Raw genomic sequence first — 13,018 nt, 5'->3', positions numbered from 1 at the left:
CCCTTGTGGGAGCGGGCTCGACCCGCGATGCAGGCGACGCGGTACTGGCTGTAACCGCATCGCTTGCATCGCGGGTCGAGCCCGCTGCCACAGAGCAGGTGGCTCGATCACATTACAGGACAAGATTTCCATGCCACACGTACCCCAGATCAGAATCCCCGCCACCTACATCCGTGGCGGCACCAGCAAAGGCGTGTTCTTCAACCTCGAAGACCTGCCCGAAGCCGCCCAGCTCCCCGGCGCCGCGCGCGATGCGCTGCTGCTGCGGGTTATCGGCAGCCCCGACCCCTACGGCAAGCAGATCGACGGCATGGGCGGGGCCACCTCCAGCACCAGCAAGACGGTCATCCTGTCGCGCAGCATCAAGCCCGGGCACGACGTCGACTACCTGTTCGGCCAGGTCGCCATCGACAAGGCCTTCGTCGACTGGAGCGGCAACTGCGGCAACCTCTCGGCGGCAGTCGGCTCGTTCGCCATCAGCGCCGGCCTGGTCGACGCCAGTCGCATCCCGCGCAATGGTGTGGCTGTGGTGCGCATCTGGCAGGCCAACATCGGCAAGACCATCATCGCCCACGTACCGATCACCGAAGGCGAAGTGCAGGAAACCGGCGACTTCGAACTCGACGGCGTGACCTTTCCGGCCGCCGAGGTGCAGCTCGAATTCCTCGACCCGGCCGCCGACGAAGACGGCGCGGGCGGCTCGATGTTCCCCACCGGCAACCTGGTCGACGACCTGGTGGTGCCCGGTGTCGGCACCTTCAAGGCAACCCTGATCAACGCCGGCATCCCGACCATCTTCATCGACGCCCAGGCCCTGGGCTACACCGGCACCGAGCTGCAGGACGCAATCAACGGCGACCCCGAGGCCCTGGCGCGTTTCGAAACCATCCGTGCCCACGGCGCCGTGCACATGGGCCTGATCGAGCACGTCGAGCAGGCCGCGCAGCGCCAGCACACGCCCAAGGTGGCGTTCGTGGCACCGCCGGCCGACTACCAGTCGTCCAGCGGCAAGACCGTGGCAGCGAGCGATATCGACCTGCTGGTGCGTGCGTTGTCGATGGGCAAGCTGCACCACGCCATGATGGGTACGGCAGCGGTGGCCATCGGCACCGCGGCGGCCATCCCCGGCACCCTGGTCAACCTTGCTGCCGGTGGCGGCGAGCGCAGCGCCGTGCGCTTCGGTCACCCCTCGGGCACCTTGCGCGTGGGCGCCGAGGCGCGCCAGGTGAATGGCGACTGGACCGTTACCAAAGCAATCATGAGCCGCAGCGCTCGCGTGCTGATGGAGGGTTGGGTACGCGTACCTGGCGATACCTTCTAGAGGCAGCGGTGCTCGGCTCTCCTTTCACCCCATGTGAACAGAGAGACGACAATGAGTGCCAATGTTGACCTGAACGACCGTCCCGACTACGACCGGGTCCTGCAGGACATTGCCGACTATGTCCTGCACTTCAGGGCCGAGCCGGGGGAGGCGCTGGACACGGCGCGCAACTGCCTGATGGACACCCTGGGTTGCGGCCTGCTGGCGCTGCGCTTTCCCGAGTGCACCAAGCACCTGGGGCCGCTGGTGGAGGGTACCGTGGTGCCCCATGGCGCGCGGGTGCCCGGCACCGCGTACCGCCTCGACCCGGTCAAGGCGGCCTGGGACATCGGCTGCATCGTGCGCTGGCTGGACTACAACGATACCTGGCTGGCCGCAGAATGGGGTCACCCCTCCGACAACCTCGGCGGCATCCTCGCGGTGGCCGACCACCTCTCGCAAAAGCGCGTGGCCAACGGCGACGCGCCGCTGACCCTGCACACGGTGCTCGAGGCCATGATCATGGCCCACGAGATCCAGGGCGTGCTCGCGCTGGAAAACGCTTTCAACCGGGTGGGCCTGGACCACGTGCTGCTGGTCAAGGTCGCATCCACGGCGGTGTGCGCCCGGCTCATGGGCGCCAATCGCGAGCAGTTGCTGGCGGCCCTGTCCCAGGCCTTTGTCGATGGCCAGGCGCTGCGCACCTACCGCCATGCCCCCAATGCCGGCTCGCGCAAGTCGTGGGCGGCCGGTGATGCGTCGAGTCGCGGGGTGCGCCTGGCGGACATCGCCCTGCGCGGCGAGATGGGCATCCCCGGCGTGCTCACCGCGCCGCAGTGGGGCTTCTATGACGTGCTGTTCAGCCATACCAACAAGGACCTGGCGCTCAAGCCCGAGGGCAAGCGCGAGTTCAGTCTGTCACAGCCGTTCGGCAGCTACGTGATGGAGAACATACTGTTCAAGATCAGCTTCCCGGCCGAGTTCCATGCGCAAACCGCCTGCGAGGCGGCGGTGACCCTGCATCCACAGGTGCGCAATCGCCTGCATGAAATCGAGCGCATCGTGATCACCACCCATGAGTCGGCGATTCGCATCATTTCCAAGGTCGGCACGCTGGCCAACGCGGCGGACCGGGACCACTGCCTGCAGTACATGACGGCGGTGCCGCTGATCTTCGGCAACCTGGTGGCCGAGCATTACGAAGATGATTTCCATGCGGCGCACCCGACCATCGACCGCTTGCGCGAGAAGATGGTGATCATCGAAGACCCGCGTTTCAGTCGCGAGTACCTGGAGGCCGACAAGCGCTCGATCGCCAACGCGGTGCAGGTGTTCTTCACCGACGGGTCGAGCACCGAGCAGGTGGTGGTGGAGTACCCCATCGGGCACCGGCGCCGACGCGCCCAGGGCATCCCGCTGCTGGAGGACAAGTTCAAGGCCAACCTGGCGACGCGGTTTACTGCGCAGCGTTCGGCCGAAATTCTTGCGCTGTGCAAGGATCAGGCGAGGCTTGAGGCGACGGCGGTGCATCGGTTCATGGATCTGTTCGTGATCTGAGGGGCGAAGCTTTTCAGAAGGCAACAAAAAGCCCCGCCAATTGGCGGGGCTTCTTTTCACGCTAAGTCAGCTTACGCTTGAACGACCGGGATATTGGCGTTCGCAGCGGCTTCACGGAACTCGGCGATCTGGTCGAAGCTCAGGTAGCGGTAGATGTCGGCAGCCATGCTGTCGATATTCGCCGCGTACTCCATGTACTCCTCGACGGTTGGCAGCTTGCCCAGGATCGAGGCAACGGCAGCCAGTTCGGCGGAGGCCAGGAACACGTTGGCACCATCGCCCAGACGGTTCGGGAAGTTACGGGTCGACGTCGACACAACGGTCGAGTTCGGCTCTACGCGTGCCTGGTTACCCATGCACAGCGAGCAGCCCGGCATTTCCATGCGCGCGCCAGCCTTGCCGTAGATGCCGTAGTAGCCTTCCTCGGTCAGCTGGTGAGCGTCCATCTTGGTCGGCGGCGACAGCCACAGACGGGTTGGCAGCTGACCCTTGACCTTGTCCAGCAGCTTGCCGGCAGCGCGGAAGTGACCGATGTTGGTCATGCACGAACCGATGAACACTTCGTCGATCTTCTGGCCCTGGACGCTGGACAGCAGGCGAGCGTCGTCCGGGTCGTTAGGAGCGCAGAGAACCGGCTCCTTGATATCGGCCAGGTCGATCTCGATGACTTCGGCGTACTCGGCATCGGCGTCGGCCGACAGCAGCTCGGGCTTGGCCAGCCAGGCTTCCATCGCCTGTGCACGGCGCTCCATGGTGCGCGCATCGCCGTAGCCTTCGCTGATCATCCAGCGCAGCAGGGTGATGTTCGACTTCAGGTACTCGGCAATGGCTTTTTCAGGCAGCTTGATGGTGCAACCGGCAGCCGAACGTTCGGCCGAGGCGTCGGACAGTTCGAATGCCTGTTCCACGGTCAGGTCGTCCAGGCCTTCGATTTCCAGGATGCGGCCGGAGAAGGCGTTGATCTTGCCCTTCTTCTCGACGGTCAGCAGGCCTTTCTGGATGCCGTAGTAAGGGATGGCGTGAACCAGGTCACGCAGGGTGATGCCTGGGTTCAGCTTACCCTTGAAGCGCACCAGTACCGACTCCGGCATGTCCAGTGGCATCACGCCAGTGGCAGCGGCGAAGGCGACCAGGCCGGAACCGGCCGGGAACGAGATGCCGATCGGGAAACGGGTGTGCGAGTCACCACCGGTACCGACGGTGTCCGGCAGCAGCATGCGGTTCAGCCAGCTGTGGATGATGCCGTCGCCTGGACGCAGGGACACGCCGCCACGGGTGCGGATGAAATCCGGCAGGGTGTGGTGGGTGGTCACGTCGATCGGCTTCGGATAGGCCGCGGTGTGGCAGAACGACTGCATGACCAGGTCGGCCGAGAAGCCCAGGCACGCCAGGTCTTTCAGTTCGTCACGGGTCATCGGACCGGTGGTGTCCTGGGAGCCGACGGTGGTCATCTTCGGTTCGCAGTAGGTGCCAGGACGAACGCCCTTGCCCACTGGCAGGCCGCAGGCCTTGCCGACCATCTTCTGGGCCAGGGTGTAGCCCTTGCCGGTGTCGACAGGTGCTTCAGGCAGCTTGAACAGGTCGGTCGGGCCCAGGCCCAGCTCGGCGCGCGCCTTCTCGGTCAGGCCACGGCCGACGATCAGCGGGATACGACCACCGGCGCGGACTTCGTCCAGCAGCACGGGGGTTTTCATCTCGAAGGTGGTGATGACTTCGTCGGTACCGTGCTTGCACACCTTGCCGGCGTGCGGGTACAGGTCGATCACGTCGCCCATGTGGATGTTCGACACGTCGAATTCGATCGGCAGGGCGCCGGCGTCTTCCATGGTGTTGTAGAAGATCGGGGCGATCTTGGAGCCGAAGCAGAAACCGCCAGCGCGCTTGTTCGGCACGTAAGGGATGTCGTCGCCGAAGAACCACAGCACCGAGTTGGTCGCCGATTTACGCGAGGAACCGGTACCGACCACGTCACCGACGTAGGCGATCGGGAAGCCTTCGTTGCGCATCTGCTCGATCTGCTTCATCGGGCCGATGGCGCCTTGCACGTCCGGCACGATGCCGTCGCGGGCCATTTTCAGCATGGCCAGGGCGTGCAGCGGGATGTCAGGGCGCGACCAGGCGTCCGGGGCAGGGGACAGGTCGTCGGTGTTGGTTTCGCCGGTGACCTTGAAGACGCGCAGGCTGATCTTGTCGGCCAGGGTCGGACGCTTCTTGAACCACTCGCCGTCAGCCCAGGACTGCAGTACCGCCTTGGCGTGAACGTTGCCGTTCTTGGCTTTTTCGGCCACGTCGTGGAAGGCGTCGAACATCAGCAGGGTGTGCTTGAGCTGTTCGGCGGCAACGGCGGCCAGTTCGGCGTCGTCCAGCAGCTCGACCAGGGTGGCGATGTTGTAGCCGCCCTGCATGGTGCCCAGCAGTTCAACGGCGCGCTGCTTGCTGATCAGCGGGGAGGTGGCTTCGCCCTTGGCGACCGCCGACAGGAAACCGGCCTTGACGTAGGCGGCTTCGTCCACTCCTGGTGGTACGCGGTTGGTGATCAGGTCGACGAGGACGGCTTCTTCGCCAGCGGGGGGATTCTTCAGCAGCTCGACCAGGCCTGCGGTTTGTTCGGCGTTAAGCGGCTGGGGCACGATACCCTGGGCGGCACGCTCTTCGATGTGTTTGCGGTAGGCTTCAAGCACAGTTATTACCCTCATCAGTGGTCCCAAATGGGTGTCCGGGACGCTCATCCAGAATGGCCGGCACCCATGCGCAATACGGCTTTTTGAGCCGCGTAGCCAGGGTTGCAGGACATCCTTACAGAAGCTGCTTTCAAAGTTTTACGCCTGTAGAACGGAGGCTGATGAGGGCTGGCGCGGTGCATTCGATGTTCGAATACCCCGAGCCAACGCCGTTCTACCGGATCAACTGTGCTCGTGACGCTTTGAAAACAGCTTCTAACGGACATTGCTGCCTTAAAAAGGCCGGGTGATTCTACGGTAAAAACGCGCCAAAGGTAAGGCGATTGCAACGACTTTACGGCGTGACCCCCGTTAGACAAAGGGCTAACATGGCCGTCTGTTCCATCGCCATGCCGTTGAATCTTTCATGTCCAATCAGTCAATAAAAACGCCTTGTGTCGGCCTGTGTTCCACGGTTTACGGGGACCTGGTGTGTCGCGGGTGCAAGCGTTTTCACCATGAGGTGATCCACTGGAACGGCTACAACGACGATGAAAAGCGTGCGGTGTGGCTGCGCCTGGAACACCTGCTGGTGCAGGTGATGGCGGCCAAGCTGGAGGTGTTCGACGCCGACAAGCTGCGCGGCCAGCTGGAGCTGCGCAAGATTCGATTCGTGCCGCATCAGTCCGAGTATTGCTGGGCTTATCAGCTGATTGCGCGGGGTGCGCGGGTGATTCGCGAGCTGGAAGCGTACGGGATGGTGCTGCTGCCGGAGTTTCGCGACTGGGAGCTGCCCGAGCTGCGCGATGCCATCGATCGGGAATTCTTTCTGTTGTCCGAGGCGCACTATCAGCGCTACATCGCGCCGGGCTTTCTCAAGGATGCGCTGGGTTAAGCGGTGTTCCCATCGCGGGTCACGCCCGCGCCCACTGGATCACCGCTTACCCTGTGGGCGCGGGCTTGACCCGCGATGGGGTCTTCAGCCTCTGGCCAGCTCGTCCAGGTGCTTCACCTGGTCCTCGGTCTTGAGCACCAGCACATCGCATTCCAGCGAATCGAGCACCACCTCGGCGGTGTTGCCGATCAGCGCACCGGTAATCCCGCTACGCCCCACCGTACCCATCACCGTCACCACGGCTTCGTACTTTTTAGCCGTGTGCGGAATCAGCACGTCCGCCGGGCCTTCGGCCACATGCAGGCGATCGTCGGCGATATCGAATTCGGCCTGGAACGCAGCGCATTCGTCGCGGTACTTCTTCTCGATGGTGTCCTTGAGCTGGTACACCGGGTCCGCCGCCGAGAGCATGGGCGAGGGGTGGGCGCTGATCACGTGCAGGTTGCCCTTGGCCACGCTGGCAATGGCATAGCCGTGGTCGATGATGCTGGCGTGCAGCTTGCGATGCTCCTGATCGTCGTTGCCCACGTCCACCGCCGCCAGAATCACGCCACCGGTCCAGGGGCGCTCGGTCTTGACCATCAGCACCGCGCACGGGCACTGGCGCAGCAGTTTCCAGTCCGAAGGCGTCAGCAGGAACTTCTTCAGCGCGTTTTCCGGTCGGTGTTCCTTGATCACCAGCTCACAGCCTTCGGCTTTCTGCACGTCGATGATCGACTCGTGCAGGGTGTCGTGCCAGGCCTGCTCATAGGTGACATTGTCGTAGCCATCGTCGTGCAACTGGCTGGCGAGCAGGCTGAGCAGTGCACTGTGGTCCTGCTTCTTGTCGCACATCAGCAGGTGCAGGCGTGCCTTGGTGACGCCGGCGATCAGCTTGGCGCGGGTCAGGGCCTTGCTGTGGGCGTGGTCGGGGTCGAGCACCACCAGGATGCTGCGAACTTCTAAAAGCATGAGGGAGAACTCCTTCGACAATGGCATGCGATGCCTGACTATAGTCGGCGCCCCGGATGCGGTGGATGTTGATATGCATCAAGCATAGTCACTGGTGATCGCCACTGCCGCCGGTATAATCGCCGGTCTTGTCGACACCCCATGCCCGTTTGTGAGCCTATGTCCCTTATTCCCGAAATCGAAGCCTTCCTCGCCTGCCGCACCCCGGATGCCTGGGTCGATGCCGCCCTGGCCGACCAGGAGACGATGCTGATCGACCACAAGAACTGCGAGTTCAAGGCCGCCAGCACGGCGCTGAGCCTGATTGCCAAGTACAACACGCATGTCGACCTGATCAACATGATGTCGCGCCTGGCCCGCGAGGAGCTGGTGCATCACGAGCAGGTGCTGCGCCTGATGAAGAAGCGCAAGGTGGCCTTGCGCCCATTGTCGGCAGGGCGCTATGCCTCGGGGCTGCGCAAGGTGGTGCGCGCGCACGAGCCGGTGAAGCTGGTGGACACGCTGGTGGTCGGCGCGTTCATCGAGGCGCGCAGCTGCGAGCGCTTTGCTGCGGTGGTGCCGCACCTGGACGAGGAACTGGGCAAGTTCTACCACGGGCTGCTCAAGAGCGAGGCGCGCCATTACCAGGGGTACCTGAAGCTGGCGTATCAGTATGGCGAGGCGGCGGATGTGGAGCGCACCGTGGAGCGGGTGCGCGAGGTGGAAGCCGAACTGATCACCACGCCGGACGTGGAGTTTCGCTTCCATAGCGGCGTGCCGGCCTGAAGCATCGCGGGCCAAGCCCGCTCCCACAGGCTGATGGACCCATCCTGTGGGAGCGGGCTCGACCCGCGATACGGGCGCCGCAATACCTCCTTTTGTCGACCAAATAGAAAGCAAGCTAATTAATGCTTGGCCATTCGCTGCCTGAGCAGTAATATCTGCGGCATCCACTGCCTAAGCAGGTATCTCCCTTCATGCAGCACTTCACCCCCGAAAACTTCCAGTCCTGCACCATCGGCATGCTCCTGGGGCGCGCCGCACTGGTGAAGGACCGCATTCTGGACAGCCACCTGCAGGACTTCGGCGTCACCGCCGCGCAGTTCAAGGTGCTGATCATCGTGTCCCAGTACGGGGTCGATACCCCCGCCGAACTGTGCCGTTTCCTCAGCCTGGACAGCGGGTCGATGACGCGCATGCTCGATCGCCTGGAGCAGAAGGGCCTGATCGCCCGCAGCCGCTGCCCGCAGGACCGGCGCCAGGTACGCCTGGAGCTCACCGCCGATGGCGATGTGCTGGCCGGCCAGTTGCCCCAGATCGGTGCCTCGGCGATGAACGAGCTGGTTGGCGTGCTGGCCCCGGACGAGCTCAAGACCCTGGAAAAAATTCTGACCAAGGTGCTGCTGGCGGCCGGCGATGCCGTCACCGCTCTGCGCGTGGAGGCCCAATGAAACCACGAGCCCTGCGTGCCGGCGCAAGCCTGCTGGTGCTTGCCCTGAGCCTGGCCGGTTGCGCCAACTACAGTGGCCTCGATACCCAGGGCCGGCGCCTCGGCGCCGCCGACCTGCAGGCTGGCAAGACCCTCGGCGGCGTTGCCCTGTCGCCTGCGGCCTGGCCCAAGGGCGACTGGTGGACCCGCCTTGGCGACCCGCAACTGAACAGCCTGATCGGCGAGGCCTTGCGCGACAGCCCCGACATGCAGGTTGCCAGCGCCCGTGCCCATCAGGCCAGCGCCGCGGCCTACGCTGCCGACGCCGAGCGCATGCCCACGCTGGATGCCAGCGCTGGGGTCAGCCGCTCGCGCCTGGCCCGTGACCAGGACCCGACGGGGCAGGGCGGCAGCTACTCCACCCTGCGCAGCCTGAGCGCGACCTTCAACTACACCTTCGATCTCTGGGGTGGGCAACGCGATGCCTGGGAAGCCGCCCTGGGCCAGGCCCGTGCCGCCGAGGTGGACCGCCAGGCCGCACAACTGACCCTGGCCGCCGACGTTGCCCGTGCCTACAGCCAGCTGGGCCAGGCGCACATCGTCAACGACCTGACCCAGGAAGACCTCAAGCGTACCCGCCAGATGCTCGAACTCAGCCAGCGCCGGTTGGCCTCGGGTATCGACAGCCAGTACCAGCTGCAGCAGACCGAAAGCCTGGAGGCCAGCTCCCAGGAGCAGGCCATCAATGCCCAGAAGCAGCTACGCAGCGCGCAGATCGCGCTGGCGGTGCTGCTGGGCAAGGGCCCCGACCGTGGCCAGCAGATCGCCCGCCCCAATGTGCTCAAGCCTGCTGCGGTGGCGCTGCCCTCGGTGCTGCCGGCCGAGTTGCTGGGCCGGCGTCCGGACCTGGTGGCCGCGCGCTGGCGGGTCGAGGCGGCGAGCAAGTCGATCGATGCGAGCAAGACACGCTTCTACCCCAACCTCAACCTGAGCGCCGCCGCCGGCACCCAGGCACTGCTGGGTGATGCGATTTTCGGCGCGCCGAGCCGCTTCTTCAACATCGCCCCGACCGTGTCGCTGCCGATTTTCGACGGCGGGCGCCTGCGCGCCGACCTCGATGCCCGTGATGCCGACTACGACCTGGCCGTGGCGCAATACAACAAGAGCCTGGTGCGTGCACTGGGCGAGGTCAGCGACAGCATCGACCAGCTGCATGCACTGGGCCAGCAGATTGCAGCCAAGCAACGTGCCACCGACATCGCCCAGCAGTCCTACGACACCGTGATGCAGCGCTATGGCTCCGGCATCGGCAACTACCTGGATGTGCTGAGCATCGAACAGCAGCTGCTGCAGTCGCAGCGTCAGCTGGCCGAACTGAACGCCGAACAGATCGACCTGTCGATCCAGTTGATGCAGGCGCTGGGGGGCGGCTACCAGGCCGACACCCAGGCCGCCGCATTGCCCTCGACTTCCCGCAATCAATAAAACGCCAAGGTATTTCTCATGGCCACTGCATCCTCCCCGGACACTGCCCCTACCGAGCAGGACCTCAACAATCAGCGCAAGCGCAAGACGCTGCTGCTCGGGCTGCTGGTGCTCGTACTCGTGCTTGGCGCCGGTGTGTGGGCCTGGCACGAGCTCTACGGGCGCTGGAGCGAAAACACCGACGACGCCTATGTGAACGGCAACGTGGTGGAAATCACCCCGCTGGTCACCGGCACCGTCACCAGCATCGGCGCCGACGATGGCAACCTGGTGCACGCCGGCCAGGTGCTGATCCAGTTCGACCCGAGCGACACCGAGGTCGGCCTGCAGAGCGCCGAGGCCAAGCTGGCCCGCGCCGTGCGCCAGGTGCGTGGGCTTTACAGCAACGTCGACGGGCAGAAGGCCCAGGTGGCGGCGCGCAAGGCCGAGCTGCAGAAGGCCCAGGAAAACTACAACCGACGCAAGACCCTGGCCGCCGGCGGGGCGATCTCGCAGGAGGAGCTGTCCCACGCCCGTGACGACCTGGCATCGGCACAAAGTGCGCTGAGCAATGCCCAGCAGCAGCTCAACACCACCACCGCGCTGGTCGACGACACCGTGGTCTCCTCGCACCCCGAAGTGCAGGCTGCCGCCGCCGACCTGCGCCAGGCCTACCTGGACAATGCCCGCACCACCCTGGTGGCGCCGGTCACCGGCTATGTGGCCAAGCGCACGGTGCAACTGGGCCAGCGCCTGCAGCCGGGCACCGCGACCATGGCGGTGATTCCGCTGGATCAGCTGTGGATCGACGCCAACTTCAAGGAAACCCAGCTGCGCAACATGCGTATCGGTCAGCCGGTGGACATCGTTGCCGACCTGTACGGCAGCGACGTGAAGTACAGCGGCACCATCGACAGCCTGGGCGCCGGTACCGGCAGCGCCTTCGCCCTGCTGCCGGCGCAGAACGCCACCGGCAACTGGATCAAGATCGTCCAGCGCGTGCCAGTGCGGATCCACATCAACCCCGAGCAACTGGCCGAACACCCGCTGCGGATCGGCCTGTCGACCCAGGTCGACGTCGACCTGCACGACCAGAGCGGCCCGGTGCTGGCGCAACAGCCGCCGCAGAAGGCCTCGTTCGCCACCCAGGTGTACGACCGCCAGCTGGTGGAGGCCGATACCCTGATCGCGCGCCTGATCCATGACAACAGCGCCGCCAGCGGCAAGACTGCGCAGCGATGAGCGGGCAGGCTTCGTTCACCCCGCCAAGCCTGCTGCTGACCACCATCGGCCTGTCGCTGGCGACGTTCATGCAGGTGCTCGACACCACCATCGCCAACGTCGCCCTGCCTACCATCTCCGGCAACCTGGGGGTGAGTTCGGAGCAGGGCACCTGGGTCATCACCTCGTTCGCGGTGAGCAACGCGATAGCCTTGCCGCTGACCGGCTGGCTGAGCCGGCGCTTCGGCGAGGTGAAGCTGTTCATCTGGGCCACGCTGCTGTTCGTGCTGGCGTCGTTCCTGTGCGGTATCTCGCAATCGATGCCCGAGCTGGTCGGCTTTCGCGTGTTGCAGGGCGTGGTGGCCGGGCCGTTGTACCCCATGACCCAGACCCTGCTGATTGCGGTGTACCCCCCGGCCAAGCGGGGTATGGCCCTGGCGCTGCTGGCGATGGTCACGGTGGTGGCGCCGATTGCCGGGCCGATACTCGGTGGCTGGATCACCGACAGCTACAGCTGGCCGTGGATCTTCTTCATCAACGTGCCGATCGGCCTGTTCGCTGCCGCCGTGGTGCGTCAGCAGATGCGTACCCGGCCGGTGAGCACCAGCCGCCAGCCGATGGACTACATCGGGCTGTTGAGCCTGATCGTCGGGGTGGGGGCATTGCAGATCGTGCTCGACAAGGGCAATGACCTGGACTGGTTCGAGTCCAGTTTCATCGTCATCGGCAGCCTGATTTCGGTGGTGTTCCTGGCGGTGTTCATCATCTGGGAACTGACCGACAAGCACCCGGTGGTGAACCTGCGCCTGTTCGCCCACCGCAACTTTCGCATCGGCACCATTGTGCTGGTGGGCGGGTATGCGGGGTTCTTCGGCATCAACCTGATCCTGCCGCAATGGCTGCAGACCCAGATGGGCTACACCGCCACCTGGGCGGGGCTGGCGGTGGCGCCGATCGGCCTGCTGCCGGTGCTGATGTCGCCGTTCGTGGGCAAGTACGCGCACAAGTTCGACCTGCGCGTGCTGGCGGGGCTGGCGTTCGTGGCAATCGGTGCCAGCTGCTTCATGCGGGCCGGGTTCACCAACGAGGTGGACTTCCAGCACATCGCCCTGGTGCAGCTGTTCATGGGTATCGGCGTGGCGCTGTTCTTCATGCCCACCTTGAGCATCCTGCTTTCGGACCTGCCGCCGCAGCAGATCGCCGACGGCTCGGGGCTGGCGACCTTCCTGCGGACCCTGGGCGGCAGCTTTGCCGCGTCGCTGACCACCTGGATCTGGATTCGCCGGGCCGACCAGCACCATGCGTACCTGAGCGAAAGCATCAGTACCTATGAGCCGGCCACCCGTGAAATGCTCGGCCACCTGGGCGGGGCGAACGGGCAGTCGTATGCGCAGCTGGAGCAGATGCTCAACAGCCAGGCGTACATGATGTCGACGGTGGATTACTTCACGTTGATGGGCTGGGTGTTCGTCGGGCTGGTGCTGCTGGTGTGGCTGGCCAAGCCGCCGTTCGCGGCCAAGGCCGGGCCGGCGTCGGCCGGGCATTGAGCCACAGCGTCAGCG

Annotated in this window: 10 protein-coding genes; 8 read left to right on the top strand and 2 right to left on the bottom strand. The window is 64.8% G+C overall.

Features of this window, described 5'->3' with window-relative positions:
* Window positions 1-130 precede the first annotated feature (130 nt).
* Entirely contained in the window at window positions 131-1,321 is a 1,191-nt protein-coding gene (gene prpF / locus ACPRTJ_RS00840; protein WP_104572282.1) for a 2-methylaconitate cis-trans isomerase PrpF, read from the top strand.
* Window positions 1,322-1,372: 51 nt separating this feature from the next.
* On the top strand, window positions 1,373-2,857 hold the full coding sequence (gene prpD / locus ACPRTJ_RS00835; protein ID WP_278929200.1) for a 2-methylcitrate dehydratase: 1,485 nt from the start codon (window positions 1,373-1,375) through the stop codon (window positions 2,855-2,857).
* Window positions 2,858-2,928: 71 nt separating this feature from the next.
* Here prpD and acnB read toward each other — a convergent pair whose 3' ends face one another.
* Window positions 2,929-5,538, bottom strand: a complete 2,610-nt coding sequence (gene acnB / locus ACPRTJ_RS00830; protein ID WP_054915695.1) for a bifunctional aconitate hydratase 2/2-methylisocitrate dehydratase — start codon at window positions 5,536-5,538, stop codon at window positions 2,929-2,931.
* A gap of 406 nt (window positions 5,539-5,944) precedes the next feature.
* Here acnB and ACPRTJ_RS00825 point away from each other — a divergent pair, with 406 nt between their 5' ends.
* On the top strand, window positions 5,945-6,412 hold the full coding sequence (locus ACPRTJ_RS00825; protein ID WP_043863069.1) for a DUF1289 domain-containing protein: 468 nt from the start codon (window positions 5,945-5,947) through the stop codon (window positions 6,410-6,412).
* A gap of 84 nt (window positions 6,413-6,496) precedes the next feature.
* Here the strand turns inward: ACPRTJ_RS00825 and ACPRTJ_RS00820 are convergent, their stop codons facing one another.
* On the bottom strand, window positions 6,497-7,363 hold the full coding sequence (locus tag ACPRTJ_RS00820) for a universal stress protein (RefSeq protein WP_043863068.1): 867 nt from the start codon (window positions 7,361-7,363) through the stop codon (window positions 6,497-6,499).
* A 159-nt stretch (window positions 7,364-7,522) separates the two neighbouring features.
* Here ACPRTJ_RS00820 and ACPRTJ_RS00815 point away from each other — a divergent pair, with 159 nt between their 5' ends.
* From ACPRTJ_RS00815 to ACPRTJ_RS00795, 5 genes are all read left to right on the top strand, one after another.
* Window positions 7,523-8,128 carry a tRNA-(ms[2]io[6]A)-hydroxylase gene (locus tag ACPRTJ_RS00815; protein ID WP_043863067.1) on the top strand — a complete coding sequence of 202 codons (606 nt, stop codon included), beginning with the start codon at window positions 7,523-7,525 and terminating at the stop codon, window positions 8,126-8,128.
* Window positions 8,129-8,319: 191 nt separating this feature from the next.
* On the top strand, window positions 8,320-8,793 hold the full coding sequence (locus tag ACPRTJ_RS00810; protein WP_043863066.1) for a MarR family winged helix-turn-helix transcriptional regulator: 474 nt from the start codon (window positions 8,320-8,322) through the stop codon (window positions 8,791-8,793).
* A complete protein-coding gene (locus ACPRTJ_RS00805) occupies window positions 8,790-10,256 on the top strand; it encodes an efflux transporter outer membrane subunit (RefSeq protein ID WP_123752236.1) in 1,467 nt (488 codons plus the stop codon). The genes ACPRTJ_RS00810 and ACPRTJ_RS00805 overlap by 4 nt, the downstream gene beginning before the upstream one ends.
* Window positions 10,257-10,274: 18 nt before the next feature.
* Window positions 10,275-11,477 (top strand): HlyD family efflux transporter periplasmic adaptor subunit, encoded by a 1,203-nt coding sequence (locus ACPRTJ_RS00800; RefSeq protein WP_426427791.1) that lies wholly within the window; start codon window positions 10,275-10,277, stop codon window positions 11,475-11,477.
* On the top strand, window positions 11,474-13,003 hold the full coding sequence (locus ACPRTJ_RS00795; RefSeq protein ID WP_058541883.1) for a DHA2 family efflux MFS transporter permease subunit: 1,530 nt from the start codon (window positions 11,474-11,476) through the stop codon (window positions 13,001-13,003). The genes ACPRTJ_RS00800 and ACPRTJ_RS00795 overlap by 4 nt, the downstream gene beginning before the upstream one ends.
* Window positions 13,004-13,018 lie beyond the last annotated feature (15 nt).

The sequence above is a fragment of the Pseudomonas palmensis genome, from assembly GCF_049942755.1.
Classification (GTDB): domain Bacteria; phylum Pseudomonadota; class Gammaproteobacteria; order Pseudomonadales; family Pseudomonadaceae; genus Aquipseudomonas; species Aquipseudomonas palmensis.
This window is presented reverse-complemented; position numbering and strand designations above follow the sequence as displayed.

Bases quoted from the DNA above. Each gene is read 5' to 3' on its own strand.
- ACPRTJ_RS00800 (WP_426427791.1), top strand. From the start codon at position 10,275: ATGGCCACTGCATCCTCCCCGGACACTGCCCCTACCGAGCAGGACCTC.
- ACPRTJ_RS00825 (WP_043863069.1), top strand. From the start codon at position 5,945: ATGTCCAATCAGTCAATAAAAACGCCTTGTGTCGGCCTGTGTTCCACG.
- ACPRTJ_RS00820 (WP_043863068.1), bottom strand. From the start codon at position 7,363: ATGCTTTTAGAAGTTCGCAGCATCCTGGTGGTGCTCGACCCCGACCAC.
- ACPRTJ_RS00810 (WP_043863066.1), top strand. From the start codon at position 8,320: ATGCAGCACTTCACCCCCGAAAACTTCCAGTCCTGCACCATCGGCATG.
- prpF (WP_104572282.1), top strand. From the start codon at position 131: ATGCCACACGTACCCCAGATCAGAATCCCCGCCACCTACATCCGTGGC.
- ACPRTJ_RS00815 (WP_043863067.1), top strand. From the start codon at position 7,523: ATGTCCCTTATTCCCGAAATCGAAGCCTTCCTCGCCTGCCGCACCCCG.
- ACPRTJ_RS00795 (WP_058541883.1), top strand. From the start codon at position 11,474: ATGAGCGGGCAGGCTTCGTTCACCCCGCCAAGCCTGCTGCTGACCACC.
- prpD (WP_278929200.1), top strand. From the start codon at position 1,373: ATGAGTGCCAATGTTGACCTGAACGACCGTCCCGACTACGACCGGGTC.
- ACPRTJ_RS00805 (WP_123752236.1), top strand. From the start codon at position 8,790: ATGAAACCACGAGCCCTGCGTGCCGGCGCAAGCCTGCTGGTGCTTGCC.